The 25,643-nt window shown below is 40.4% G+C and carries 25 protein-coding genes; 13 read left to right on the top strand and 12 right to left on the bottom strand.

Annotated elements, in window-relative coordinates; genetic code table 11:
* The first annotated feature begins 258 nt into the window (after positions 1-258).
* Together fusA and AB4128_RS06905 are read left to right on the top strand one after the other, a co-directional pair.
* Positions 259-2,286 carry an elongation factor G gene (fusA, locus tag AB4128_RS06910; RefSeq protein WP_372037295.1) on the top strand — a complete coding sequence of 676 codons (2,028 nt, stop codon included), beginning with the start codon at positions 259-261 and terminating at the stop codon, positions 2,284-2,286.
* Between the two features lie 192 nt (positions 2,287-2,478).
* The gene (locus AB4128_RS06905) at positions 2,479-3,357 is read left to right on the top strand and encodes a 4'-phosphopantetheinyl transferase superfamily protein (RefSeq protein WP_372037294.1); all 879 of its coding nucleotides are present in this window, start codon (positions 2,479-2,481) and stop codon (positions 3,355-3,357) included.
* Positions 3,358-3,550: 193 nt separating this feature from the next.
* Here the strand turns inward: AB4128_RS06905 and AB4128_RS06900 are convergent, their stop codons facing one another.
* Positions 3,551-5,545, bottom strand: coding sequence for an alkyl/aryl-sulfatase (locus AB4128_RS06900; protein WP_055023109.1), 1,995 nt, complete (start codon positions 5,543-5,545; stop codon positions 3,551-3,553).
* Between the two features lie 129 nt (positions 5,546-5,674).
* On the opposite strand from AB4128_RS06900, the gene AB4128_RS06895 reads away from it, so the two are divergent.
* Positions 5,675-6,634 (top strand): LysR family transcriptional regulator, encoded by a 960-nt coding sequence (locus tag AB4128_RS06895; RefSeq protein ID WP_372037293.1) that lies wholly within the window; start codon positions 5,675-5,677, stop codon positions 6,632-6,634.
* Positions 6,635-6,672: 38 nt separating this feature from the next.
* On the opposite strand, the gene AB4128_RS06890 is transcribed toward AB4128_RS06895, so the two are convergent.
* A complete protein-coding gene (locus tag AB4128_RS06890) occupies positions 6,673-7,311 on the bottom strand; it encodes a pseudouridine synthase (protein WP_372037292.1) in 639 nt (212 codons plus the stop codon).
* Between the two features lie 86 nt (positions 7,312-7,397).
* Entirely contained in the window at positions 7,398-8,252 is an 855-nt protein-coding gene (gene queF, locus AB4128_RS06885; protein ID WP_372037291.1) for an NADPH-dependent 7-cyano-7-deazaguanine reductase QueF, read from the bottom strand.
* A 59-nt stretch (positions 8,253-8,311) separates the two neighbouring features.
* Between queF and syd the strand changes: the two genes are divergently transcribed.
* A complete protein-coding gene (gene syd, locus AB4128_RS06880) occupies positions 8,312-8,959 on the top strand; it encodes a SecY-interacting protein (protein ID WP_055023105.1) in 648 nt (215 codons plus the stop codon).
* A gap of 125 nt (positions 8,960-9,084) precedes the next feature.
* On the opposite strand, the gene AB4128_RS06875 is transcribed toward syd, so the two are convergent.
* Positions 9,085-9,858 carry a Zn-ribbon-containing protein gene (locus AB4128_RS06875; protein WP_055023104.1) on the bottom strand — a complete coding sequence of 258 codons (774 nt, stop codon included), beginning with the start codon at positions 9,856-9,858 and terminating at the stop codon, positions 9,085-9,087.
* 79 nt (positions 9,859-9,937) lie between these two features.
* Positions 9,938-10,273: a hypothetical protein gene (locus AB4128_RS06870; protein WP_372037290.1), complete on the bottom strand. Its 336-nt coding sequence runs from the start codon at positions 10,271-10,273 to the stop codon at positions 9,938-9,940.
* 194 nt (positions 10,274-10,467) lie between these two features.
* Between AB4128_RS06870 and AB4128_RS06865 the strand changes: the two genes are divergently transcribed.
* Complete coding sequence (locus AB4128_RS06865; RefSeq protein WP_119968756.1) at positions 10,468-10,854, top strand: DUF3192 domain-containing protein; 387 nt, start codon at positions 10,468-10,470, stop codon at positions 10,852-10,854.
* A gap of 13 nt (positions 10,855-10,867) precedes the next feature.
* On the opposite strand, the gene AB4128_RS06860 is transcribed toward AB4128_RS06865, so the two are convergent.
* Positions 10,868-11,098: a DUF2789 domain-containing protein gene (locus AB4128_RS06860; RefSeq protein WP_055023101.1), complete on the bottom strand. Its 231-nt coding sequence runs from the start codon at positions 11,096-11,098 to the stop codon at positions 10,868-10,870.
* 127 nt (positions 11,099-11,225) lie between these two features.
* Between AB4128_RS06860 and AB4128_RS06855 the strand changes: the two genes are divergently transcribed.
* Positions 11,226-11,855 carry a GNAT family N-acetyltransferase gene (locus AB4128_RS06855; RefSeq protein WP_055023100.1) on the top strand — a complete coding sequence of 210 codons (630 nt, stop codon included), beginning with the start codon at positions 11,226-11,228 and terminating at the stop codon, positions 11,853-11,855.
* Positions 11,856-11,912: 57 nt separating this feature from the next.
* Positions 11,913-12,236, top strand: coding sequence for a DUF962 domain-containing protein (locus AB4128_RS06850; RefSeq protein ID WP_055023099.1), 324 nt, complete (start codon positions 11,913-11,915; stop codon positions 12,234-12,236).
* A 1,660-nt stretch (positions 12,237-13,896) separates the two neighbouring features.
* Here the strand turns inward: AB4128_RS06850 and AB4128_RS06845 are convergent.
* Both AB4128_RS06845 and AB4128_RS06840 read right to left on the bottom strand, forming a co-directional pair.
* Positions 13,897-14,283, bottom strand: coding sequence for a DUF3301 domain-containing protein (locus AB4128_RS06845; RefSeq protein WP_055023098.1), 387 nt, complete (start codon positions 14,281-14,283; stop codon positions 13,897-13,899).
* Positions 14,280-15,305 carry a DUF3549 family protein gene (locus tag AB4128_RS06840; RefSeq protein ID WP_055023097.1) on the bottom strand — a complete coding sequence of 342 codons (1,026 nt, stop codon included), beginning with the start codon at positions 15,303-15,305 and terminating at the stop codon, positions 14,280-14,282. The genes AB4128_RS06845 and AB4128_RS06840 overlap by 4 nt, the downstream gene beginning before the upstream one ends.
* Before the next feature lie 120 nt (positions 15,306-15,425).
* On the opposite strand from AB4128_RS06840, the gene AB4128_RS06835 reads away from it, so the two are divergent.
* Together AB4128_RS06835 and truC are read left to right on the top strand one after the other, a co-directional pair.
* Positions 15,426-15,743, top strand: a complete 318-nt coding sequence (locus AB4128_RS06835; RefSeq protein WP_055023096.1) for a YqcC family protein — start codon at positions 15,426-15,428, stop codon at positions 15,741-15,743.
* A gap of 10 nt (positions 15,744-15,753) precedes the next feature.
* Entirely contained in the window at positions 15,754-16,602 is an 849-nt protein-coding gene (truC, locus tag AB4128_RS06830) for a tRNA pseudouridine(65) synthase TruC (protein ID WP_055023095.1), read from the top strand.
* Between the two features lie 196 nt (positions 16,603-16,798).
* Here truC and AB4128_RS06825 read toward each other — a convergent pair whose 3' ends face one another.
* Entirely contained in the window at positions 16,799-16,981 is a 183-nt protein-coding gene (locus AB4128_RS06825) for a hypothetical protein (protein WP_055023094.1), read from the bottom strand.
* A gap of 157 nt (positions 16,982-17,138) precedes the next feature.
* On the opposite strand from AB4128_RS06825, the gene AB4128_RS06820 reads away from it, so the two are divergent.
* The 3 genes from AB4128_RS06820 to purU all read left to right on the top strand — a co-directional run bounded on the left by AB4128_RS06820 (position 17,139) and on the right by purU (position 20,153).
* A complete protein-coding gene (locus tag AB4128_RS06820; RefSeq protein WP_055023093.1) occupies positions 17,139-17,600 on the top strand; it encodes a flavodoxin in 462 nt (153 codons plus the stop codon).
* Entirely contained in the window at positions 17,567-19,024 is a 1,458-nt protein-coding gene (locus AB4128_RS06815) for a PTS transporter subunit EIIC (protein ID WP_372037289.1), read from the top strand. The genes AB4128_RS06820 and AB4128_RS06815 overlap by 34 nt, the downstream gene beginning before the upstream one ends.
* Before the next feature lie 259 nt (positions 19,025-19,283).
* A complete protein-coding gene (gene purU / locus AB4128_RS06810; protein ID WP_055023182.1) occupies positions 19,284-20,153 on the top strand; it encodes a formyltetrahydrofolate deformylase in 870 nt (289 codons plus the stop codon).
* Positions 20,154-20,258: 105 nt separating this feature from the next.
* Here the strand turns inward: purU and dapD are convergent, their stop codons facing one another.
* From dapD to map, 3 genes are read right to left on the bottom strand one after another with little or no spacing between them, the layout of a single operon-like run.
* Positions 20,259-21,083, bottom strand: coding sequence for a 2,3,4,5-tetrahydropyridine-2,6-dicarboxylate N-succinyltransferase (gene dapD, locus AB4128_RS06805; RefSeq protein WP_055023091.1), 825 nt, complete (start codon positions 21,081-21,083; stop codon positions 20,259-20,261).
* A gap of 20 nt (positions 21,084-21,103) precedes the next feature.
* Positions 21,104-23,683 (bottom strand): bifunctional uridylyltransferase/uridylyl-removing protein GlnD, encoded by a 2,580-nt coding sequence (glnD, locus tag AB4128_RS06800; protein ID WP_372037288.1) that lies wholly within the window; start codon positions 23,681-23,683, stop codon positions 21,104-21,106.
* A 23-nt stretch (positions 23,684-23,706) separates the two neighbouring features.
* Complete coding sequence (gene map / locus AB4128_RS06795; RefSeq protein ID WP_372037287.1) at positions 23,707-24,498, bottom strand: type I methionyl aminopeptidase; 792 nt, start codon at positions 24,496-24,498, stop codon at positions 23,707-23,709.
* Between the two features lie 336 nt (positions 24,499-24,834).
* Between map and rpsB the strand changes: the two genes are divergently transcribed.
* On the top strand, positions 24,835-25,563 hold the full coding sequence (gene rpsB, locus AB4128_RS06790; protein ID WP_055023088.1) for a 30S ribosomal protein S2: 729 nt from the start codon (positions 24,835-24,837) through the stop codon (positions 25,561-25,563).
* The last annotated feature ends 80 nt before the right edge of the window (positions 25,564-25,643 follow it).

Below are 25,643 nucleotides of genomic sequence, written 5' to 3'. Positions count from 1 at the left end.
ATGCAGAGTACCTGAGGTTTCGGGTCGATACAATCACCCGAAACTAATTAATCACTGATACGACCAGAATTAGCTAACACTTGTAAGCCGAATGGGTGATTTTGTTATAAAAAACGTTGCCGATGTAAACACTGATCTAGGTCAATTCATCTGAGTTGTTAGCCCCGTATACTATTTTTATGCGCAATAAATAGCCAAACGTAAACAAAGTTAGACAAAAATATGGAAAGTTTAATAATGTGAAAACAGGAGGCCATTATGGCTGAGTTTACTACTGAGCAAACCCGTAATTTGGCTGTGCTCGGACATGTTGGAGCAGGCAAATCATCCTTGCTTGAAGCATTGCTGTATAGAGCTAAGGCAATATCGTTAAAAGGCAGGGTCGACAAGGGCACAAATCATGCTGATTTCACTGCCCAAGAAAAATCCCACCGTCACAGTTTAGAGCCTTCATTTTTACACCTTCAGTATCAACAGCATCATATCAACTTTATCGACACGCCTGGCTTACCTGACTTTTTCGGGCGAGCCTTATTACCTTTGCCTGCCGTTGAGTCAGTTTTGTTAGTTATTAATGCCGCCGTTGGCATAGAGTCTGTGACTAAACGTGCTTTTGAAGCTGCAAGAGCGCAAGGTAAAGCGGTGATTATTGCCATTAACCACCTCGACAGTAATCTCACGCGAGTGTCAGATGTGATGATCGACATTCAGCATCAATTTGGACACCGATGTTTACCGGTTAACTTACCCAGTGCCGATGGAAAAGCCGTTGTTGATTGTTATTTACATTGTGATGAAAGTGCAGAGACGTTATTTAGTCAACCTGCTAGTGCTAGAGATGAGCTAGTTGATACGGTACTTGAAGAAGATGAAGCGTTAATGACCTTGTATTTAGAGCAAGGTGAGTCGTTAACGCCTCAGCAGCTTCATGCTCCGCTAGAAAAAGCACTCAGAATGGGGCACTTAGTGCCAGTCTGCTTTACAAGTGCAGAACAAGATATTGGGATTAGCTCATTGTTAGAAATGCTGATCAAACTCATGCCAAGTCCACTTGAAGCTAATGCGCCACAATTTATGAAAGGATTTGGTGAACAGGCGACACCAGTAATAGTAACACAAAAGGCAACAGATCATGTTTTAGCCCATGTGTTTAGCGTTTTAATTGACCCATTTTTAGGAAGACTGGGTGTATTTAGGTTGTACCAAGGGACGCTGAATGTTGGCATGAAGCTGTTTATTGGCCAAGGCCGCAAACCTTTCAAAGTCTCTCACTTAATGAAGCTTCAAGGCGATAAACAAATTAATGTATCCCAAGCGTTTCCTGGCGATATTTGCGCTATTGCAAAATTGGATGCATTAAGTGTTGGTTCTGTACTGCATGATAGCCATGATGAAGATGAATTTCATTTACCAGAACTGGAAGTGCCGCAACCTATTTTTGGCCTAGCTGTATCAGCCAAACGTCGTGGTGATGAACAAAAGATCTCCGATGTTCTCAATAAACTGGTCGCTGAAGATCCAAGTTTACACATCACTCGAAGTGAAGTTGAAGGGCAAACCGTATTGCAAGGTCAAGGGGATTTGCATTTAAAAATTGCGCTTGAAAAAGCGCAAAATATGTTCCACCTCGACATGGATACTGATACGCCGGCGGTGGCTTATCGAGAAACCATCACCGAGAAAGCAAAATGCCGTTATCGCCATAAAAAGCAATCAGGCGGATCTGGCCAATTTGGTGAAGTTGAATTAGCCATAGAGCCACTTGAGCGTGGTGAAGGCTTTGAGTTTATTTCGAAGGTGGTTGGTGGCTCAGTGCCAAGTCAATATATTCCAGCAGTAGAGAAAGGCGTGCGAGAAGCCATGCTAGCCGGTGAGTTAGGTGGCTATCCATTACAAGACATAAAAGTCACGTTATTGGATGGCAAACACCACAGTGTAGACTCTAAAGAAATTGCTTTTGTGATGGCGGGTAAAAAAGCTTTTATAGAAGCAGTATCGTTAGCAAAACCTGTAATGTTAGAACCATTAGTTGATATGAGCATTTTAGTTGGGCAAGAGCATGTCGGCGAAGTGACAGGTGACATTAGTGCATCTAGAGGCATTATTTGTGGTACGCAGGCAAATGCCAATGGACTTGTTGAGGTCAGCGTTGAAGTGCCACTTGCCAATGTCAGTAGCTACTCTTCAAAGCTTAAATCTATGACAGGTGGAGAAGGTCAGTTTTCAATGCAGTTTAGCCGTTATGATGTTTTACCTAAAAAGGCGGTAAAAGCACTGGTAGATTGATTGGCTAATACTTATTGAAATAACAGATGATATGCAAAGGGTTAAGGATGGCTTAACCCTCTTTATTTGTCTAAATCTTCCATTATTTGCTTAAACCTTAGACGACATTTTCAATCAAGATTGTTTATGTGTTGAATTAGCGACCTAGAACAAGCGACAATGTCTTATTGCAATTATAAATGCGAGTTTAGTTTGAGCCCTTTACCCACTATTCAATTATTTTTTTGTCCTTTAGATACCAATTTATTAGATGAGAAAACCGTCTCTACAGTGCGTTCATGGTTATCTGATGCTGAGATAAATAAAGTGGATCGCTTTATTCAACGCGCTGCTCAACAGCAAGGGTTAATGGTGCGTGGGTATTTGCGCAGCGTATTATCGAGCTTTGCAAATATCGACCCAGACGATTGGCAATTTGAGTATGGTGAGAAGGGCAAACCTAGGCTATCGGCTGTTCAATATAAACAAACTGGCTTGCAGTTTAATTTAAGTCACAGTGGTAACTGGTTGCTTATTGGTGTCATTCACTCTAAAGATGACGCTTCAATGCCCATTCAATTGGGGGTCGATATTGAACGCTGCCGAGAAAGCACGAATATCCATTCAATTTTACATCACTATTTTTCAAAACCAGAAGAAGCGGCATTATTGGCGTTACCTGAAAGTCAGCAGCGTGAGCGATTTTTCGATTTATGGGCACTGAAAGAATCTTATATTAAAGCAAAGGGACTGGGACTGGCCTTGTCGCTTAAATCGTTTGCATTTGACTTATCTGCGCCGAGCTTAGCTAACTTAACATTAGATGATAAGTCGTTGCCAATTCAGCATGATATTTCACTTAGCTTATTGAAGCCTATAGACGTTGATGAGCTTGAACAGACTAATGATGTTGAGTCTTGTTATGAAGTCTCACCTTTATGGCAATGTTGTTTAGGTAAGCTTAATCATTCATATCGATTTGCTGTGAGTGTGGGCGAGTTCGCTTTTGGCGAAAAGCCATTAACACTTCAATTAAAGGCAAAAAAAATCAGCTGGCATGAACAAATAAAAATGTTCATAAAAACCAACTGATTTATCGAACTGTTAAGGTTTTTTGGATGTTTAACTGCTAATCAAAAACGGCTTATCAGAACAATCTTCCCTCACTTGTCTTAGTCGGTCATTTTCGCTTTAAACTCTCATGCCGTTACTCTTGGTAAAGTAGTGAATATCAGCAAAGAAGCAGAGTGAAAAACTTTGCAGCCGAATTTCGTTAAGTTATGAGCTAATGAGTATGCTGTAGCGGTACGATTTCAAAATCAGGATTAAATTGCACCAATGTTGATGCAATTTTGGCAAATGCTAATTTATCACCTTGCATACTCGCAGCTCCTGATTGCATTAGCGCTTTCATATCTGCTTTACCTAATAATATTGCCACGACATCAGACTTATTAATTGTCAGTGTGGCATCGGCTTTTTTGGCCTTGTCTACTTTGATATTACTCAAGTTTCCGTTACTTAACTCTACAAAGAGCGTGTCAGTTTTATCGCCGCTTTGTGTCACTACATTTAAAGTGATATTACCAAGTTCAGCAGCTTTTATACTGTCAACTTTAACCGCAAGGAAATCGAACAAGGTCGACATATCCATTTCGCTGATAACATCAGCGGATGCGGATTTAGGTGCGCCAGGTTTTATGCCAATACGTAACTCTTGCGCACCGGTTAAGTAAATATTTCGCCAACCAGCTCCTTCGGCTTGGTAGCCAAGTTGCTCATAGGTATCGGCAAGTAATTCTCGGGCTTGGGGGTGTTGTGGTTCGGCCATGACCACCTTATTTAATGCAGTGGCGACAAACCGATACTCACCTTGATTGAAGTCAGCTTGCGCTTTTGATACTACATTGTTAGCGCCGCCCATATATTCTACAAACTTAATTGCTTCAGCCTTTGTAGGTAAGGGGTTTAAGTTGGCTGGGTTCATATCAAAATAGCCTAAATACATGTTGTACACAGCTTTAGCGTTATGGCTGTATGTACCGTGATAACCATTGGTGTACCATTCGTTTTGGACATTTTGTGGAATGGTTTCCATGATTGCATCACCTATATCTTGTATTACCACACCTTCATTGGCTAAACGTAAAGATTGATTATGAACGAGGCCATAATTATCTCGCTGCATGCGAAGGTAATGATTAATTTCTTTATTTCCCCATACCGGCGCAGAATGCGAAGCAAATAGTACCTGCACATTTTCGCCAAATGCATTAATCATCTCGTTAATGTCTTTAGACCATTTTAATGCGTCGCGAACTTTAGCGCCTCGTAAGGTATAAATATTGTGCATACCATCATATGTTAATTCGCCTGACCATAGCGCCTTCATAGACGGTATATAGGTGATCATTTCACTGGCAGCTTCAGTGCCAGATGCATCCATAAAGACCATTTCAAGACCATCAATGGTCAAGGTTTCCCATTTGCCTTGATGATGAAGTTCATATTCAGGTTTGACGTAAGTGATTTCGCCTTTTGATAAACCTTTTGCTAACGCTGCATCGACAATTCCGTGATTGTGTTTATCGAGTGTAACGCCGTATTGGTAAGCAGCTCGCCGGCTCATGACATTACCCGCGAGTACATTTTCATCCACAATCTCTTGGGTAATATTATATGAACCATATACTTTGACATCAGGGTAGCGTTCCTGAACGCCACGGGCACCACCGAAATGATCTGCATGGCTGTGAGAGTAAATCATTGCCACAACAGGTAAATCTTTGCCCTCAGGCAAGTGAGCAAAAGCAAATGTTAATGATTGCTGAACAGCTTCTTTAGTTAATAAAACGTCATATACAATCCAACCCGTTTTACCTCGAATAAGGGTTAAGTTAGATAAGTCAGTGCCTCGCACTTGGTAAATGCCATCAGTCACTTTATAAAGTCCGTCTGGTACCATATTCAGTTGAGCTTGGCGATATAACGAAGGGTTGACTGAATCAGGAAGCGTGTCACTGATAAAGTTAAATTCTGCACGCAGTATCTTGGCGGTGGCTTCATCAAAAGAGGCAATTTTATGTCGACTAAAGCGCTCAAAAGCGGATTTATCTTCGAATGGTAACTTTTGTGCTATGGCTTTGTTGTGCTCTGCAGTAATGGGCGTCGCAGGCTTACCTTGGTAGTCAAGACTGATGTGGTCATGTTCGTGCTGCGCAGCAGCCGCTGCATTGGTAAATGATAAACTGATGACTAAAGCAACTCGTGTTTTTCTCATGTAAGCCTCGGGTACTTTTTATTGTTAAAGATAAGTTAACAATAAAAAGCCCAAATATAACTATAGCTAAAAATGGTTAATACATTTATCGTGTGAATGTATTTGGCGATATGTGTTATGGGAGAAGTGATGAAGCAAGAGAACTTAGAGTCTGATGCTCTTATGCAACAACAATTACTTAAGTTGGATCTTAACCTTATTAGAGTTTTTTGCTGTGTATGTGATTATCAATCTATTACGCTTGCAGCGGAGCACCTTGCATTAACTCAGTCGTCAGTCAGTAATGCTATCAATCGGTTTAAAGCGGTTGTGGGGGGTGAACTATTTATTAGGCAAGGAAGAGGGATCGCTCTCACTGCGATAGGTCAGCACTTGCACCGACAGTTAAGTTTGCCACTCATCGAAATCGAACAATGCATTAATAGCGTTAAAGCCTTTGATCCTTCGTTGTCAAAACGGGTATTTCATGTCAGCGCTAATGAATCAATTATTGATTTGATTGAAGCAGATATCGAAAAGTCACTGACGGATAAAGGCGTTGAAATCATTTTTACAGAAGCGATTTTAGATGAGGGTAATTTATATCAAGCCCTTAAAAATCAGCAAATTGATTTAGCGCTAGATATTGTTGCGCCAACTGAAGCGAGCTTTACCAGTAAGCAAATTGCCACCGAAAAGCTTGTTTGTGTTGCTAGGGCTGAGCACCCGCAATTTAAACATGGAATAGATGAAGTGTCGTACTTCGCGGCTAAGCATCTGTTTTATCGACTTCATCGTCATAACCAGCGAGTTGCAGAGATGATTTCAACAGACCATTTACCTGAACGAGATATGTATGGTGAAAAATCCTCTTTACTGACGATGTTATCTGGCGTGAGTAAATCCGATGCCATTTGTATTGCGCCTTATACCTACGCTAAAAACTATCAATCTATTTTTAATTTAATTTTGATGGACTTGCCTTTTGAAAGCCAAGTGATTTCGATTTACAGTATTTGGCCAACACGTAATCATCAAGACCCTGCGATAAAGTGGTTACGGGAGCTGGTGGAGTCTGCGATGGAGAAAGTGTATTCAACCAAGAACTAGGAAGTTAAGCCGATAAATGAATAGCCCCGTTTTATGGGTTAGCTAAGGTTAGGGTCTATTACTGAATCTAAGTTATTAAGTTCAATAACGTCGCCAGCACGCATATCATCAATTTGTATATCACCAATTCTGACCCTAACAAGCCTTAATGTGGCAAAGCCAACGGCAGCGGTCATTTTTCTGATTTGACGGTTTTTACCTTCAGTTAATGTGATTGAAACCCAGCTGGTGGGGCCATGTCTTGGATCGCGGATTTTTTTACCGCGTGAGGGAAGCGTTGGCTCTGCGTTTAGCTTGAATGCTTTACAGGGCAGAGTGAGATATTTCGTACCATTAATGCCAATCTCAACTCCGTTTTGTAGTTGTGACACCGCCTTGTCATCGATATCGCCATCCACTTGAACATAATATTCTTTTTCAATGCCTTTACTTCTCACTTTATGGCTCATCATGCCGTCAGTTGTTAGCAGTAATAAGCCTTCAGAATCATGGTCTAATCGACCAATTGCCATGATTTTATCTGGAAACTGACATAACTCGCCCAATAAGTGTTTTTTCTTTCGAGTTTCAGGCACAAACTGACTTAAAAAACCAAAGGGTTTAAATATTTTGAAATGCTTATGGGACTGAATATCGTCAGTTGTTGGTGTTAAACAAGTAACATTGTCTGTAGGCATGAAGGGCTCGGTATTACGACAGAAAATAAATGAATAAAGCCTAGGGATTAGGCTTTATTCATTAAGCTGATTGATGAATAAGCAATTTATTGTCTTGCTAAACGGTGCGTCTCTGGAGGTTGCTCAAAGTCGCTTCTGAATGGGTTGATATCCAATCCACCGCGGCGACTATAACGAGCATAAACAGTGAGTTTAGTACAATGACAGTATCGTTTTAGGTCGGTAAAAATACGCTCTACACATTGCTCATGAAATTCATTATGTTGGCGGAATGAGATTAAATAGCGCAATAGCTTTTCATGATTAATCTTTGGGCCTTGATAACGGATCATCACACTTCCCCAATCTGGCTGTGAAGTGATTAAACAGTTAGATTTTAATAAGTTTGACGTGAGTGTTTCGACAACATTTTTCTCTTCAGTGCTGTCTTGCAAGTACTCAGGGTTAAATTCATAATCATTGACTTCAATATCAAGCTCATCGATACAATTGCCAGGTAGTTCAACAATACGTTGAGTATTGAAATGCTTAGGCTCAATCACTTTCACTGTTACCTTACCATTAGCGCATTGGCTTAAGTCAGTGGTTAAGGTTTGCTGAACGTGCTCTACACTGTCAAAACGTGTTTGGTTAAAGCTGTTTAAATACAACTTGAACGATTTTGATTCGATTAAATTATCACTTTCGATAGCAAGGTAAACTTCAATCATTGCGACCATAGGTTTACCTTTGGTGTTCAACCAAGATAACTCGTAGCCAGTCCAAATATCTGCCCCTTGAAATGGCAGAGTATCAGTTAATTCAATAGCGTCGCGATTAAGTTTACGAGGAACCCCTTGCAGCAGTGAAGCATCATATTCTGCTTGATATTGCGTTGATTGACCTAAAGTGAGTCCTTTAAGTGCATCTGCATCACTATAGGGGTCGTGATTGTGTGTCATCTAGTCTGTTTCCGTGTCAAAATAGACTTTTATTATAACCCAAAACTGGAGCATCTTAAGTGTCTTGTTCAACTTCATTGGAACATTTTTCTAGCCGTTATATACAAGCTTATCAGGATGTATTAGACGAGTTACCCCGTTATTTCCCACTTGGTCAAGGATCCGCTTGTATTGAAGGCAAGTATGATCTTGAATCTGACGATGCGGTTTTTTGGAAAGCGGTAAAACGAAAAAGTAATTCAGATTTCAGTAATGTAGAACATGCATTAGACATCAAGCTTCATCAAGATATTAATGCCTTTTATGGTGAGTTTTTTTCTGCGCCACTTTTTTTCGATTCTAAATGGGGAGAAGGGGAGTTACTGCAGGTTTGGAACCAGCAAGATTTTGAATCTTTGCAACAAAATGTGATTGGCCACTTAATGATGAAGAAAAAGCTTAAACAAGCACCAACTTGGTTTGTTGGCGTATTAGGCGATGGCGAACAGATGATTACTGTCGATAATGAAGATGGCAGTGTGTGGATTGAAATTCCAGGTGATAGGCCCAAAGATAAATTAGCCGATAGTCTTGCGGAATTTATTGATGCGCTAACACCACGAGTAACGCCGCCGGTAGAGCCGATTGTAGAGGAATATGTTGTTCACCCAGGTATTTGGCAGCGAATGAAAATGATGTGGAATGATTTGATTAAAGGCAAGAAATAATTGCTTATTCGGACAGAAAATAAAAAAGCCAGACTATAGATGTGGTCTGGCTTTTTTATTGAATGAACCGATAATGCGTTATCAGCTAACTCGTTGTATTAGTATCTATTGACGAGAAGATAATATTACTGATGATCCCATGAGATATTCGATACGATTCGACATGGCTCGCACCTAAAGTGGAACATGTCTAATAATGGCTCATCTAAACGCCACGCTTTTGAGCCGCAACGTGGACAAGCTCGGTTTTTTTCACTAGCAAGGTTTTCGCCACCGACACGGTATAAATAATAATAAGTTGGGATTTTAGTTAAATACTCAACTCTGCCCCTTATATCCCAGCCCCGTCTAAATAAATCACTTTGATGACTGGTAATTTCTTCTAATGCTGCAAATTCAGCCTGAGTGGCCGCTGCCATTTGTAATTCATCACAGGCTTGCCATTCTGTCTGCCAGCGAATGACGCGTTTATGATCGCCGTTAAAGGTTGCAGGCAGCTGATACAGTGGAATGGGGAGCAAGTTATCGCCAGATCGGATAGGTGAACACATATGCACATAGCTGGTATATAACACTTGCCAGCTAGGTTGCTCCGTATTGCTGACTTCAGAGTTAATATCTTGACCTATATATTTCTCGCGCGGGGCTAACAGTTTTGCGTCTGTTAATTGTTGTAAGGCTTGTTTAGTCCAAGGACTATTGTGACGAGTTGCTAAGCTGGTTTTTTCTGGCATCAACAATCGCACTTTAAACTCACCTTCGTTAAAGGCGACTGCAAATTCTCTTCCCAATATTTGACCGTTTGCTCGTAATGATTCGAGATAATGGTTGATGGCTTTTTCTGCCGCGGTGATGGTGGTATCCGCAAAACATTCAAATCTGAGCTCAGTGACAAACATGGGAGTTCCGTTAATGTGTAAAGTGTTTGGGTGTCGTTAAAAAGTCTTGTGGTCAATCTAATTTAAACTAATAACAGCCTTATGATTGATTTTCTAATTGGGTTATACGCTGTTCTAGTAATTCAATTTTTTTGTCAAAGTCAGCTTTCATTTGTTGGATTTGCGTTTGAAATAGTTGCTCAAGTTGTTGTCGCTCAGTATTGGCTGTTTGTTTGGTCGACTCTAACGCATCGCCTAAATCTGACAAGGTTTGCCACTGATCTTTTGGGATAGCTTTAAACTGCTGCAAGCCTTGGATTAACAAAGGCATTGGCACTTTACCACCCAGTTTTCCTTTTACTAATGCCATCGTCGGAGTGTGGCCATTCATTGCAATGGTTTTGGCCGCTGCGAGGACTTGTTCGATTGGACTCATAATTAGTGAAAATCCTCAATGTTGATTGGTGAAAATGATGATTTAATCAAATTTTATTTTAAAAATATAATAAAATCAATAACATAACTTTTGGCATGTTTTTAGCTTAATCATAATGGACAACATTATAACGTATCTCAAAAACAGTTTGAGTAGAAATTACGTGAGAATCATTTTAATAATAAGGAAATATCATGAAAGCAAAATTGGGTTTAGCATTGTTAATGGCTGTAAGCAGTCTTTCATTGAGTGGTTGTGTGTTGAATGTGGGTGATCACGAAGGTAATCGCAGCAGTTCTTATTGGGAAAAACAACAACAAACTAATCGTACTAATTTATCTAAGTTGACGATTGGTATGGCGCGAGATCAAGTAACGACTCTAATGGGTACTGCTGATTTCAGTGAGGCTTATGTTACTCAAGCTGACGCAGACAGTCCGAAAAAAGAAGTCCATGTATTCTTTTATCGTACTCAGTGGAGCAAAGGTGATGGTAAAACCACTAAGGATGAATGTACTCCTGTGGTGATCAGTGATAATAAATTAGTTGGTTGGGGCGATACGGCTTACCAAAAAATCTAGACTGTAGTTACTGTTATTGCCTTAATAATACGTCCAGTTGGTCGACGAGTTCTGACCACTGGGCGTCTTGCGTTAAGGCCTCTGTAATAAATGCTTTTTGTGCTTCATTCCAAAAGCTAGCTTGGGTAATTGGTATTTCGTTAGGAATGTTATGCGTAGTAATAAAGTGCTCAATTCCAGTCGGTGATGCATCCAGTCCGAGTTGTTCAAATAGGTGGTTTAACGTTATTGAGGTGGTATCCATGATGACGACCTTATTAAGAAGTGAATGGACTTATCTGCATTAAGCCTAGGCGAGCGGATTAAAATTGCAATATGTTTCAAACTTGTTAACTTGTAACTATTCACTGAACTTCAATGAGACTGAAATTATGGAACAGACTACTATGGCGGAATATCTTGCAGTGTACCTGACAGCAGAAGATTTACGGGTGGCAGCGTCGATAATATACAACGCCTATCATGATGATCCGTTTTTCATTGAAGCTTTGTCCACGGCTAATAAAGCCAGTTACGAGCAAAAATTACGTGCCGCTATCAGGGAAGAATTAACTGAATTATGGCAGCAAGAGCAGCCTTTAATTGGCTGGTTTAATGGTGAAAGGTTGATTGGTGTTGCCTGCGTGATTACTCATCAAGTGCCATTAGGTGAAAGCCGCTATTGGCATTGGCGTTTGAAAATGGTGCTGGGAACCGGTTGGAGCTCCACGCAAGCCTTAATCAACAAAGAGAATAGTATTTTAGAAAGCCTACCAAGTAATCAATATGGCATTCTGCAGTTTATAGCTTTATCGCCCATTGAACAGGGTAAAGGGAATGGCGCTAAATTAATTCACGCTGTGTTAAGTTGGTGTGATGACCAACCTGAACTCGATGGTATCGGCGTGTTTATTAATAATCCTAAACACGGTGAGTTATTTATCCGTGAGGGTTTTCAGCACCTTTCTCAACTGACGATCGGCACTGTAGATGGTGAAGTATTGATATATTCGAGTAAATAACTCGGTTCGCAGTTTATATAGTGAGCGTATTGATTTAACCGCTAGGTAGGATGGAAAATGAGCACGAAAAAATACCAAGACTTTAATTCTTTTTATCCTTTTTATTTATCTCAACATCAAGATGTAACATGCAGACGACTTCACTATATCGGTAGCGGAATTATTGTAGTCATGTTGATTATAGTGTTGTTATCACAACAATGGTGGCTTTTATGGACATTGCCCGTAATTGGTTATGGCTTTGCTTGGGTTGGTCACTTCTTCTTTGAAAAGAATAAACCTGCCACCTTTGAGTACCCCTTTTATAGTTTGCTTGCTGACTGGGTCATGTTTGCACAAATGTTAAAAAATAAACTCGGCCTCAAGAAAAACTCAGGTTAAGTGTTAATCAGGAATGTAAGAGATCTCTCACCTTACTGTAGGTTTTAATATTCTTTAATCGAGTTAATTTCTTTTATTTAATTTTTATATTATTTTAAAACAATAGTTTAGTTGTTTTGGTTTGACGTTGGCTATTGTGAATATTTTGTTTCATCCACTTTTTTCCATTTTTCTATTACATGATTTCAATACAATAAAGTCACTAAGCAATTAATTGAATGACCAAACAAATCGTTACAGGAAGTAACTTTTTAAAAAGTCAGTGAACAGTAATAGTAGTGCTTAGAAAGTATTTGGCGATTAACACTCAGGATGAGAGTTATTGTTACGAATACATGTAATGGTTTTCAGGATGAAAGTAGGACACGCTCAAGGAGTGGGTAAAAGCTCAGTTAAGGATTAACTGAAACATGGATGACCCCAAGTCAGGAAGATATGGGTAGCAGGAAGCAAATACCAGGAAGGTAATTTTAGGAGTTAGATTCGGTCAAAAGGATTGACTGTTCAAAGGATTGAGAACTCAAGTATGGCTTAAAAGGCATATACAAGGATATTGAGTAAAAAAGGAATAAGGGAGCAAGGAGCAAGACGATTCGCAAGGATGGAGCAGGGAGCACAACTTAGCAGGATGGCTAACAAAGCGTAAAACTGGCGCAACCTTACATGTTAGGGTTGCGCTTTTTATTATATGAGATATTCATTTGTTAAATATGTGAACAGCTTAACTGCTTCAAAAGTGCATTTGTCTACCTGGTTTGTAAGAGATATCTCACAAGGGATGTAAGAATAATCGCTTTTAAAATAGACTTACACCAAGTGTTTTTTTTAAGTTACTGATAATTTTGACTTTATTATGTTTGTTTGAGATTTGTAGTGTTGTTTTTTTGTTAATCTGCTGTTTTGTGCATATTTATTTATTCGTACATCTCTTAAAATATACCCAAGCAGTAAATGCACGAGAGAGATAATTTGTTCATCAGGATGATGATTAAGAATTCACTTTCTCGACGACAGTAAAACAACCGTTATGGATAACGGCAGTGTCAAAGGATGATACTGACATCATTAAGATGAAGGGTTTTATTGTAGAAAAGGATTTTTAGGACATCAATAAAAGGATTTACGCTGTTATGGATAACAGTGATTGCATTGGATGCAAATAATTGAATCATGGATGTCATGGAAGAAAACCAAGGATGAATTAAAGGACACGCTTAAGGATTTGAGCAGGCTCGGTCAAGGGATAATCGAGTAAGAGGGACAGTACTTCAGTGTACAAGGAACATCAAGGATTGAATAAGGATAGCGCACGGAGCAAGTTAGACGCATGGATGGTGCAGGGAGCACAAAAATAGCAGGAAGGCTTAACAAGAGTACAAGAGGCCGCGGCAATTTATTGTCGCGGTCTTTCTTTTGGAATTTGTAAAGTTTGGACTCAAGTTTATTTTGGCAAGGTGAAGCGTTAATTACCGTTATTTTTTACTTTTTAAAGGCATGCATTGGTTTAGGCATTCTGGTGCAAGTGAAAACTCTACTTTACCTCTACTTTTACTATGACTTTTCACGCTTATTATCGTGTTTTTAAAAGTGTTAGCGACAGATATAAAAAACGCTATCAAAATGATAGCGTTAGTGATAATAAAGCGCATCAGTGTTGTTATTATCGGCATTTACCCGAATTGCAGCTCGAAGCACCGCCGCAACCACCAAATTTGCCTTTAGCCATTGGTGCGTCCATCCATTCAGGCTCTGGGAAAATTGGCCAATTAATTTTTTCAATTTTTTTGCCGTGCATGTTGATATGGCCACGGTATTGGTTAATACCGTCGGTGCTGAACTCAAACATGAATTTAGCTCGCCAACATAACCCTGTTGTACCGCCAATACTCGGTTTTGCCGACTCCATTGCGATAGCAAGCAGTTGAACCTTCTGACCGGCGCAAGACTTTTCAGCATAACGGCGGCTGATCTCTGCCATTTGGCGTAATTGCCAAAAAAATGCAGCGACCACTACAACGGCAACGATTAATATAAAATCTGACATCATTGGCTTACGGCCCTAAATAATCCGCCAATGGCGGAAGAAAGTGTGGCGCTGCGGTCGGTACTTCTTAAATCTAGTAATAGCGATTCTCGCAGGCTTGGTATTGCTACGATATCAGCAAATACTTGATTAAAGAAGTTTTGCGGTTGATTGGCTAAAACTTCTAGATAAAGTTTGCGAGTTGCATCATCTTTTAATGCTATCCAGCTTCTTGCTGCAATAGTGATCAATAAGTTTTCATCTAATTGCTGAAAATTAACCAACTGTTTAATGGCTTTTTGGGTCAATTCAGGCTGAGACGATAGCGCTCGCAGATAGATATGTTTGTGCTCAATGTCTGCTGCCGATAATTTATCAAAAATGGTTTCGGCCAATGAGTTTGAGATGGTGACATGTTCTAAACACTGACACACAGCAGCTTGTACTTCTAAAGGCGCGAATGAAAATGAAGCATTGATGTGTTTGTCATGATCAAATTTGTCTAAACGAACACAGACATCAGCAATGCCCTGTAAACCCAATTGTTGCCAATTATCGCTTTGGGCTTGTGTTTCACCTAACTGTGCAAAATATTGAGCCGCATATTCATATTGTGCAGATGCTTGTTGGCTTAGCTGTTTTTTTACCAATGCGTTAAATAATGCTAACTTTTCTTGGCTTGGTTTAAAGCTAAATGGGTGATTGGCATAGCGTTCTTGTTCTTCATCAGTTAACGCTTTTGTTGGATCACGTCCAAGTGCTTCTAAAATCATTTTAATGAACTGACTACGCTGAGCTGGTGACAATAAGCCACGCTCATCTAACGGGAGCTTTAAAAACCAAATAAAAGGTGGCTGCTCTTCACGCCAAAATACAATGGCAAATTGAGCGTGACCTTGAATTGGATATGGGTAAGGCGTGTTTAGCGCTTCAATTTGGCTAAATAGCACAGGGTCGATATTGGCTACTCTGCGGCCTAAATCATAAACCTGAAATTGGGTATTAGCAGTGTCGAGGAATTGGCTTAAGGTTTCGAGTTGTGTCATGAGAGCTTATTTTTCGCGATTAACTTGCCGCTATTATAGGGTTAACTGCCGCCTGATGATATGATTAGTCGCACAAACACCTGTGATATTTTTAAACCGTTTAAGCGATAATCTTCTGTTATGCCTTATATTCAAACTGTTCAATTACTAGAGTCGCTGGAACAGCAACTTAAAATCAATCATTTATGGTCAATCCAATCGCCATCTGATGCTGAGCTTGCCAGTGTTGCTCCATTTGCCTGCGATACGTTACGTTTCGAGCAATGGCTGCAATTTATTTTTATTCCTAAGATGTCGATGTTGATCCAAACACAATCGCCGTTACCTAGCAAAATTTCACTGGCTCCGATGGCTGAGCATGTGTGGGGCAATCGAACTGAACTCGCTGAGTTAACCAAGCTTTTAGCTGTATTAGATAATCTGTTAACGGGTCAATAAGGTGAAAGTGATGACTGAAGAAAAATACATAAGCCCGTTTGCTGATGATGAATATATTGGCACCGATATTGATTTTGCTGAAGACGCTGAGAATGATGAAGTCGCGCCAGAATTGGAAATATTATTTCAAGATGAGCATATCGTTGCGATTCATAAGCCTGCAGGTTTATTAGTTCACCGCTCTTACTTGGCAAGAAAAGAGCGATTTTTTGCGATGCAACTTACTCGAGATCTCGTCGGTTGTCATGTTTTTCCGGTACATAGGCTCGATAGGCCGACATCTGGTGTGCTGTTGTTTGCCAAAAATAGTGAAGTAGCACGGGCCTTGTGTGAGCAATTTGAACAACATCATGTGAAGAAACAATATTTAGCATTAGTGCGTGGCAATATGCATGAAGCAGCGAGACTAGATTATGCCCTTAAGGTTGAGCTGGATGATGTCGCGGATAAAAAAGCCCGTAAAGATAAACCTGCCCAAGATGCTGTTACAGACTATGAGCCGTTATTAAATGCTGAGATCCCTTTTAGCTCTGGCCGCTATCCTACCAGCCGTTTTTGTTTGATTAAATTAACGCCTCAAACTGGTCGAAAGCATCAATTGCGCCGCCATATGGCTCATTTGCGTCACCCCATTATCGGTGATACGACTCATGGCGATGGCAAACAAAATAAGTTTTTTAGAAGCCACTTTGAAATTAACCGACTTTGGTTAATTGCTAAGTCGCTGCAGTTTACTCACCCGGTGACCAACGAGTTAATGCATATTGAAACAGAGCTTGAGCAGGAATGGTCAACTTTATTTGACCAATTTGGTTGGCAAGAACATTTGGATATTGATACTCCCCTAGACATAGCTTAATTGGCTCTAGTCAATATAAAGGCTTGGTGTGGGCTTAATAAGGCTTGGTTTAGGCTTAGATTAGAAATATCAAAGAGATACTCAATGCAGTATCTCTTTCTAATGCGTTACATTATCTTTCCGCTCACAGCATACGTATCTTTTATGTACTTAATATAACCATTCTCGATACGGGTTTAGCGCTTAAGAGTCTGCGTTAACTGGCTTTAAAAGGTGCTTTGGTATGCTCAAGTAAAACTGATTTAAGCTTTTCAAACTCTTCAATCTTCTCAAGTGGCTTACTGGTATCTTGTTGCTCAGACCGAAAATAGAAGTTACGCCTAATGTGAGCGGACTTATGTTGCAGCTTAAACAATCTGTGCCTGTTGGCTTGACGCATAACAGTAACCTTAAGGTATATGTAAGTTATTACTTTTGTTTGTATTTCATACTTGCAGCTTAGCGTGAGAATACAGTATGGTGAAGTTATCAACCTCATGTCTTAGCCGCTAGCTAAGTGAATAATAGAAGTTAGTTAACTTGAAGAGAAGTATAACATGGAAAAAGTTAATTTAGTGTTTGGCACCGTATATGGCAGTGCTCAGTTTGTTGCTGAAACACTGGCAAGCAAAATTGCTGAACTTGATTTTGAAACTAACCTTATTCAATCATCTGATTTAACGGGATTTGTGCCTAAGGAAGATGAACTATTAATCATAGTTACTTCAACTACAGGTCAAGGTGATTTACCTGATGATATTGCGCCTTGGTTTGCTGAAATGAAGTCCGCAGCGCCTTATCTTCCTGGTTTACGTTACAGCATTATTGGTTTAGGTGATTCAAGTTACGAGACTTTCTGTGGCGCGGCTAAACAATTCGATGAATTATTTGCAGAACTTGGCGCCAAACCGCTAACAGCGCGTTTAGATATTGATGCATGTGAAACCATGGAGCCAGAAACTGACGCGGTGCAATGGATACCAACATGGCACTCAGCCGCTCAGTCTCTCAATCAATAAGACGATTAAGTCAGCAGTGGTTTAAATTTGCCCAGCGCCTCAGTCAGGCGCTGCTCATTCCTATTGCCATTTTACCTGCTGCTGGTGTGATGTTGGGCTTGTCATATAATCCACTTCCTTTTATTCCTCAAGAACTTGCGACGGTATTTTCAGCTGTTGGTAATTTAATCTTCACCATGATGCCATTGTTATTTGCGGTAGCAATTGCCATTGGCTTTTGTAAAGACCAAGGTATAGCGGCTTTTGTGGCGGTGTTTGGCTTTGGTGTTTTTATCTCGTCAATGGGGGCATTTACTGCAATTTATCAATTGCCTGCTCGACCTTTATGGGGAATTGACACCATAGATACAGGTATTGCTGGCGGTATTTTAGTGGGGGCGATGACATGTTTTGTGGTGAGAATGAGCCAAGATGTCAAATTGCCTGCGATGTTTTCATTTTTTGAAGGCCAGCGAAGTGCCGGTTTGCTGATTATTCCTTTTGCAATGGCATTGGCATTTTTGTTGGCTCACATATGGCCAACGCTCGCTTATCAGATAGATAGCTTATCACTATGGGCCGTTTATCAAGATCCTGCATTAGCTTTTGCCGTTTACGGCACGATAGAACGTTTTTTGATTCCGCTGGGGCTTCATCACATTTGGAATGCCCCATTTTATCTTGAAGTGGGTCAGTACTTTCATGAAGGTAAAATGGTTAGAGGTGAGATAGCACGTTATCTTGCTGGCGACCCTTTAGCGGGAAATCTAGCGGGAGGCTACTTGATTAAAATGTGGGGATTACCTGCCGCAGCGCTTGCGATTTGGCGCTGCGCTGATAAATCCGAACAAAATCGGGTTGCAGGAATTATGCTTTCTGCTGCGGCAACTTGCTGGCTGACTGGTATCACTGAGCCTATTGAATTTGCTTTTATGTTTGTCGCGCCGCTGTTATTTATTATTCATGCGTTATTAACTGGTGCGGCTTATGCGATTTGCATCTTGCTTGATATCAACCACAGTGTGGTGTTTTCTCATGGCTTGATTGACTTTAGCGTGTTATTTGCACAATCAAGTAATACCAGTTGGTTTTGGTTTTTAGGCCCATTAACGGCGTTTATCTATTATTTGATATTTAGGGTCAGTATTGTTGCGTTTAACTTGAAAACTCCAGGGCGAATAGCAGCAGAAGATACCGGAAATAAAGAAAGTTTACGTGCAATGGTCAGTGCATTGGGTGGTCCTGAAAATATCATTGAGCTTAATGCTTGTTTAACCCGCCTAAGAATAGCTGTAGTTGATCCTGAATTAGTTGATAAGCCACGTTTAATGAGATTAGGTGCTAAGGGAGTGATTAAAGTAGGTAAGGGCGTGCAGGTCGTTTTTGGCACAAAAGCAGAAAGTTTACGCAAGTTACTACAAAGGTACTTGGATACAAGGCAGTAATGCTTGCTCTGGCTTATATTTCATAAGGCTGGATTATCTTCTAAGTGAGCTGTATTATTGGTCATCTCTAGAGCGTATAAGATAAACAATTCATAATTATTCCTCCTTTAAATTAAAGATTCTGTATATGGCTTACCTTATTTATCAAATTACCCATAAATATTGATGTTCTTATCTTGTGCTTGCCCTAGCTGTGTTATTAATGAATTAATTTAGTTTGAAAGGCCTATTGGCAAAAATTGATGTGAGTCGTGTAGTTATGAAAAAAAACCAATCTGATACCCCTGCATTAAGTGTAGATCGTAAAATTCTTATTACTGATTGTGAAGATGCACAAGGCTTGATTGCCAAAATTACCGGGGTATGTTTTGCCCACCACCTAAATATTGTTAAAAACACCGAGTTTGTAGACCATCAACAAGGACGCTTTTTTATGCGTACTGTGCTTGAAGGTCATATTGATGATGATGCTTTGCTAGCCGATCTTAGGCAGGTGCTGCCTGAGCAAAATCATATGAAATTGGTAGATGCTGGTCGTAAGCGCATCGTGATCTTAGTGACCAAGGAAGCGCACTGTTTAGGTGATATTTTAATGAAGTCCTATTATGGCGGCCTTGATGTGGAAATTGCTGCAGTTATTGGTAATTACGATAACCTGCAAGCATTAACTGAGAAGTTTGATATCCCGTTTCATCATGTTTGCCATCAAGGGATTGATAGACAACAACACGAAATGGCCATTTTAGAAATCATTAAGCAGTACTCGCCTGATTATATTGTATTAGCAAAATTTATGCGTATTTTGACGCCAGAGTTTGTTGCTCATTATCCAAACACGATTATTAATATTCACCATTCATTTTTGCCAGCCTTTATCGGTGCATCACCATATCGACAAGCATGGGAGAGGGGGGTAAAAATTATTGGCGCAACTGCGCACTTTGTGAATAACTGTTTAGATGAAGGGCCGATTATTAAGCAGGATGTGATTAATGTTGATCATAGCTTTAGTGCAGAAGAATTGGCGCATAATGGCAGAGATGTTGAAAAAAGCGTTTTGAGTAAAGCCTTACAATTGGTACTAGATGAGCAAGTTGTGGTGTATGGCAATAAGACAGTGGTGTTCTAACTATGCTTGTATTTTGTTACTGCAAATAGTCACAGTAAAATGTTAAGTTTATAAAAAAGGCCTCATTACGAGGCCTTTTTTGAATCATTTATCAGATGATTAATATTAATCAACGATACGTAATAACTCGTTAATACCGACTTTTCCGCGGGTTTTAGCATCGACTTTCTTAACGATGATTGCCGCATATAAGCTGTAAGTGCCACATTTAGAAGGTAGGTTACCTGAAACCACTACAGAGCCTGCTGGTACGCGACCGTAATGTACTTCACCAGTTTCACGGTCAAAAATACGGGTACTTTGACCAATGTAAACACCCATTGAAATTACGCTGCCTTCTTCAACAACAACGCCTTCAACAATTTCACTGCGTGCGCCGATAAAACAGTTATCTTCAATAATGGTCGGGCCGGCTTGTAATGGCTCAAGTACACCACCAATGCCGACACCACCAGATAAATGCACATTCTTACCAATCTGTGCACAAGAACCAACTGTAGCCCAAGTATCTACCATAGTGCCTTCATCCACATAAGCACCTAGGTTTACGTAAGATGGCATGAGTACGGTGTTCTTACCGATGAATGAACCTTTACGTACCGTTGCTGGTGGTACAACACGGATTGCTTCTTCTTTAAATCTTTCAGCTGTGTAATCAGAGAACTTTTGCGGTACTTTATCAAAGTACTTAGTGTCACCACCTTCAACCACTTCGTTGTCAAAGATACGGAAAGAAAGTAGTACTGCTTTCTTTAACCATTGGTGTACGTGCCATTCGCCATCAATCTTCTCTGCAACACGAGCTTGGCCTTTATCAAGCATGCTAATGACAGTTTCGATATCTGCACGAACACTTGGCTCAACTGTGCTAGGTGTGATGTCCTGACGAGCCTCAAATGCAGCTTCTATGCGTTGGCGTAATGCCTCCATTACTATCTCCCAAATTGTGTTTATTGATGTAAAGGTTGAGAAAGCGCTCCTGAAAGCGCTTCGGATAATTGTGTTTGTTGTTCTTCATTTAACGCTTGTCCATCTGAAGTTTGCAGAATGAAGAAGTCTTCAGCTCGTTCGCCAATAGTGGTGATTTTAGCTGATAATAACGTGGTATCGCAGCGATATAATACATCACCGACTTTGGCCAGTAATCCCGGGCTATCCAATGCAATAAGCTCCATCATACTTGTATCATGCTTTGCACCTGGCAAGAAACTCACTTGTGTTCGAACGTTAAAAGGTTTCATGATACGGGCCATTTTCCTAAATTTAGGTGGTTTAGGTTTTTGGCTCGCTAATGCTTTTTCAAGCGACTTTTTAATCGATTGAATTCGCGAGAGCTGAGTGATGGGTTCGCCATCTTGCTCTAAGATAACAAAGGTATCTAGGGCGTAATCATCATTTGATGTCATGACATTTGCATCATGAACATTAATATTTTTATTGTCTAATACTGTCATCACCGTGGCGAATAACTTTGGCTTGTCTTTAGCATAAACAAATAGCTCGCTGCCGCCACGTGTCGTATGCTTTGAAATAAGCACTAATGGCTTTTGCTTGTCATGCTTTAGCAAGGCTTCTGTGTGCCACGAGACTTGATTAGGCTGATGGCGTAAAAAGTAATCGTCTTTAAAGCGCAGCCACAGCTCGTTGATGCTTTTTTGTTTAAGGCCACGTCTAAGTAGTTCTTTTTGCGCTTTTTGTTGGATTTCTAATACGCGATCAGCAACATCAATAGGTTTCTCTTTACCGCGCGACAGCACCCTTTGAGTTGAAAAATATAAGTCTCGCAGTAATGAACCTTTCCAGTTATTCCATGCTTTGTGATTAGTCGCGCATATGTCTGCCACAGTTAGACAATACAAATAACTGAGGTGCACGGCATCTTGCACTCTATCAGCAAAAGTGGCGACAACATCAGGATCAGAAATATCACGACGCTGCGCTGTTACCGACATCACCAAGTGATTTTCGACCAACCAAGCCACGAGCCGTCCGTCATGATCGCTTAATCCATGTAACTTACAAAAATCAAGTGCATCAGTCGCGCCGAGTTTACTGTGGTCTCCGCCACGGCCTTTAGCGATATCATGAAAGATTGCGCCTAGAACCAATAACCCTTTTTTTGGTAATTGGTTGATCAAAATCGCCCCGAGTGGAAACTCATCTTTCTGATCTGCTTGGGCAAATCGGTCGATATTCAACAGCAATCGATGTGTATGTTCATCAACAGTGTATGCATGGAACAAATCAAACTGCATTTGGCCTTCAATTTTGCGCCACGCAGGTAAGTAAGAAGATAAAATCCCATGCTTATGCATTAATGACAAGGCGGCAATTCCACGAGGATGCTTTAATATTGCCATGAAATACTTGCGGCATTCAGGATTATCTTGCAAAGGACCTGTGAGTTTACGTCTTGCTTGCCTTAAAAGGCGCAACGTCGGGGCGTATATTCGTTGAATATTAGAGTTACGTGCCACTTGTAAAAAGAGATTAAGAATTTGTTCTGGCTGGTTTTCAAATACACTTTCATCCAAAACTTCAATATAACGGCCGCGGCGCTGAAATTGATTATTGATAGGGTATATCGTTAATGACGTCGTTTGATTAAGTGTTGCCCGTTTAAACAATTGCAACAGCATTTCATTCAGCTCCATCACACGTCTAACCGTGCGATAGTAACGCTTCATCATTTGCTCAACAGCCAGTTGAGTGGCATCTTCATAACCCATTGCTGTCGCTACTTGGCGTTGTAAATCAAATAGCAGCCTGTTTTCATTTCTACCCGACGTCATATGTAGAGCAAAGCGTAGTTGCCATAAAAAATCACGACATTCGAGCAGCTCAGTTAATTCAACAGGAGTTAGGAAATCATGCTCAACTAAATCTTGTAATGAGGCGGCATCAAAATGACGCATCGCTACCCAAGCAATGGTTTGAATATCTCTTAAACCGCCAGGGCAAGATTTGATGTTAGGTTCTAAATCAAAAGCGTTGGCTTTTTCGTGGCGCAGATCTTGTTCTTCTTTTTTGCCTAAAAAGAATGTTTGCGAAGGCCAGAAGTCAGGCTGGCGGATAGCATCGTATAATTCGTCGTATAAACGGTTATCACCCATTAATAACCTTGCTTCCAACAGATTGGTAGCAATAGTGATGTCTTGAGCACCTTGAGAAAGTGTATCTGCAATAGTGCGAACACTATGGCCAATTTCTAACCCAGAGTCCCACAGGTAAGTGATGAACTGACTGATGGCATCTTTAGCTTGCTGACTGGTTTCATCAGATTGGGATAGCAGTAGTAGGTCGATATCTGAATGCGGATGCAGTTCTCCTCGACCATAACCGCCCACAGCGATTAAGCAAATAGATGCTTGGTCTAAACCAAACTTTTGCCAGCTGTCGAGTAAAAGAGCATCAACAAATTGGCAGCGCTGCTGAACTAAGTCCGTAATTGGCTGTTTAGCAGTAAATTGCTCCAATAAGCGCTGGTTGAATTCGATGAGGGTGTTTTTTGCTACCAGCGCTGTGTTCATTGATGTCCTTATTGAGTGTTTAGTTATAACGTTCTTGGGAAGTCTTCTTCGCCACGTAAGGTTAATACCTCAACACCAGTTTCAGTAACGAGTAAGGTATGTTCCCATTGAGCTGATTTTTTACCATCTGAGGTGGTGACTGTCCAGTTATCTTCTTTATCTAAAACAGTTGTATAACGTCCTGCATTAATCATTGGCTCAATTGTGAAACACATGCCGGCTTTTAATACAGTATTGTCATTGTTTTTGTAGTGAACCACTTGAGGTTCTTCATGGAAGCCTTCACCAATTCCATGACCACAATAATCTTGGACAATTGAGTATTTGTCCAAGCCTGATTTACTTGCTTTGATGAATTTTTCTATTGCAGTACCAATTTCACCTAATTTAACACCAGGTCGTACTTTTTTAATCGCAAGATATAAGCTTTCTTGAGCGATACGAGCAAGACGTCTGTCTTTCGGGCTAACATCGCCAATTAAAAACATTTTTGATGTGTCACCATGGAAACCATCTTTAATGACAGTGATATCGATATTTAGAATGTCGCCATTCTTTAGTTGGTAACCGCTTGGAATTCCATGACAAACGACTTCATTAACTGAAGTACAAATTGATTTAGGGAAACCATGGTAATTTAATGGTGCTGAAATCGCGCCATGTTCTTCGGTGTATTTAGCGCAGATATCATTGAGTTCATCTGTGGTCACACCGACCTTGACGTGAGGTGCAATCATTTCCAGTACTTCTGCTGCTAATTTACCCGCAGCACGCATTTTTTCGATTTGTTCTGCTGTCTTGATGACTATGCTCATGAATATTCTCTTACCCTTGTATCGGTCAAAAAAGGCGTAAATAAATTTGTCAAAATTTGTGCTTTTTACCCAGTTATGGTATAAAGCGCGCCGTTATGTTTAAGTCTTAATGAACGAGTCATTTGAATTAAGTATAAATACTTTCTTCACTTACTGCTTCACTAAGCGTAAAATATGGCGGCCATTATACATGTTATAGATGGCAATTTAACTAAATACTAAATCACACACGTATCGACACATTCTTCGGGGTGCTCTTAGTGCGCTATTTTAGCAAGCAAGAGTCGAAGGTATGGGATTCGTGGAGGTCTAACCCCCCAAATTAAGGTATATAAAATGACTACTGTTTCAATGCGCGACATGCTTCAAGCTGGTGTTCACTTCGGTCACCAAACTCGTTACTGGAATCCTAAGATGAAGCCTTTCATCTTCGGTGCACGTAATGGTGTTCACATCATCAACCTTGAGCACACTGTGCCAATGTTCAACGAAGCATTAGCGTTCATTAGCAACGTTGCTTCTAAAAAAGGTAAAATCCTTTTTGTTGGTACTAAGCGCGCTGCTGGCGAAGCTATCAAAGAAGCTGCAATCTCTTGTGACCAGTACTACGTTGATCACCGCTGGTTAGGCGGTATGTTAACTAACTGGAAAACTGTTCGTCAGTCAATCAAGCGTCTTAAAGAGCTAGAAAGCCAGTCAGTTGACGGTACTTTCGACAAGCTTACTAAGAAAGAAGCGTTAATGCGTACTCGCGAGCTAGAGAAGTTAGAAAAATCTTTAGGCGGTATCAAAAACATGGGCGGTTTACCTGACGTATTATTCGTTATCGGTGCTGACCATGAGCATATTGCTATTAAAGAAGCTAACAACCTAGGTATCCCAGTTGTTGCTGTTGTTGATACTAACTCTGCTCCAGACGGCGTTAACTACATCGTTCCTGGTAACGATGATGCTATGCGTTCTATCCGTTTGTACACTACTTCTGTTGCTGCAGCTGCTAACTCAGGCCGCGGTCAAGATTTAGCTGTTCAAGCTGAGCAAGACGGTTTCGTAGAAACTGTTTAATAAGGTGTGATGGTTACCATCCCCCTTATGTACCAATAGTTAATTGGTGAACAGGGGCCTTATGGGCCCCTGTTTTTAAA

The organism is Shewanella sp. 10N.286.52.A9, from assembly GCF_041468985.1.
GTDB lineage: Bacteria > Pseudomonadota > Gammaproteobacteria > Enterobacterales > Shewanellaceae > Shewanella > Shewanella japonica.
Note: the sequence above shows the minus strand (reverse complement) of the source record. Positions and strands in the feature narration are given on the sequence as shown.

Excerpts from the sequence above, each read along its gene's own strand:
- AB4128_RS06895 (WP_372037293.1), top strand. The coding sequence starts at position 5,675 with ATGAAGCAAGAGAACTTAGAGTCTGATGCTCTTATGCAACAACAATTA.
- rpsB (WP_055023088.1), top strand. The coding sequence starts at position 24,835 with ATGACTACTGTTTCAATGCGCGACATGCTTCAAGCTGGTGTTCACTTC.
- AB4128_RS06825 (WP_055023094.1), bottom strand. The coding sequence starts at position 16,981 with ATGCGTCAAGCCAACAGGCACAGATTGTTTAAGCTGCAACATAAGTCC.
- AB4128_RS06820 (WP_055023093.1), top strand. The coding sequence starts at position 17,139 with ATGGAAAAAGTTAATTTAGTGTTTGGCACCGTATATGGCAGTGCTCAG.
- dapD (WP_055023091.1), bottom strand. The coding sequence starts at position 21,083 with ATGGAGGCATTACGCCAACGCATAGAAGCTGCATTTGAGGCTCGTCAG.
- AB4128_RS06815 (WP_372037289.1), top strand. The coding sequence starts at position 17,567 with ATGGCACTCAGCCGCTCAGTCTCTCAATCAATAAGACGATTAAGTCAG.
- AB4128_RS06845 (WP_055023098.1), bottom strand. The coding sequence starts at position 14,283 with ATGATGTCAGATTTTATATTAATCGTTGCCGTTGTAGTGGTCGCTGCA.
- AB4128_RS06875 (WP_055023104.1), bottom strand. The coding sequence starts at position 9,858 with ATGTTTGTCACTGAGCTCAGATTTGAATGTTTTGCGGATACCACCATC.
- queF (WP_372037291.1), bottom strand. The coding sequence starts at position 8,252 with ATGACACACAATCACGACCCCTATAGTGATGCAGATGCACTTAAAGGA.
- purU (WP_055023182.1), top strand. The coding sequence starts at position 19,284 with ATGAAAAAAAACCAATCTGATACCCCTGCATTAAGTGTAGATCGTAAA.
- AB4128_RS06865 (WP_119968756.1), top strand. The coding sequence starts at position 10,468 with ATGAAAGCAAAATTGGGTTTAGCATTGTTAATGGCTGTAAGCAGTCTT.
- map (WP_372037287.1), bottom strand. The coding sequence starts at position 24,498 with ATGAGCATAGTCATCAAGACAGCAGAACAAATCGAAAAAATGCGTGCT.
- glnD (WP_372037288.1), bottom strand. The coding sequence starts at position 23,683 with ATGAACACAGCGCTGGTAGCAAAAAACACCCTCATCGAATTCAACCAG.
- AB4128_RS06850 (WP_055023099.1), top strand. The coding sequence starts at position 11,913 with ATGAGCACGAAAAAATACCAAGACTTTAATTCTTTTTATCCTTTTTAT.
- AB4128_RS06870 (WP_372037290.1), bottom strand. The coding sequence starts at position 10,273 with ATGAGTCCAATCGAACAAGTCCTCGCAGCGGCCAAAACCATTGCAATG.
- AB4128_RS06860 (WP_055023101.1), bottom strand. The coding sequence starts at position 11,098 with ATGGATACCACCTCAATAACGTTAAACCACCTATTTGAACAACTCGGA.
- truC (WP_055023095.1), top strand. The coding sequence starts at position 15,754 with ATGACTGAAGAAAAATACATAAGCCCGTTTGCTGATGATGAATATATT.
- AB4128_RS06855 (WP_055023100.1), top strand. The coding sequence starts at position 11,226 with ATGGAACAGACTACTATGGCGGAATATCTTGCAGTGTACCTGACAGCA.
- AB4128_RS06900 (WP_055023109.1), bottom strand. The coding sequence starts at position 5,545 with ATGAGAAAAACACGAGTTGCTTTAGTCATCAGTTTATCATTTACCAAT.
- AB4128_RS06835 (WP_055023096.1), top strand. The coding sequence starts at position 15,426 with ATGCCTTATATTCAAACTGTTCAATTACTAGAGTCGCTGGAACAGCAA.
- AB4128_RS06840 (WP_055023097.1), bottom strand. The coding sequence starts at position 15,305 with ATGACACAACTCGAAACCTTAAGCCAATTCCTCGACACTGCTAATACC.
- fusA (WP_372037295.1), top strand. The coding sequence starts at position 259 with ATGGCTGAGTTTACTACTGAGCAAACCCGTAATTTGGCTGTGCTCGGA.
- AB4128_RS06890 (WP_372037292.1), bottom strand. The coding sequence starts at position 7,311 with ATGCCTACAGACAATGTTACTTGTTTAACACCAACAACTGACGATATT.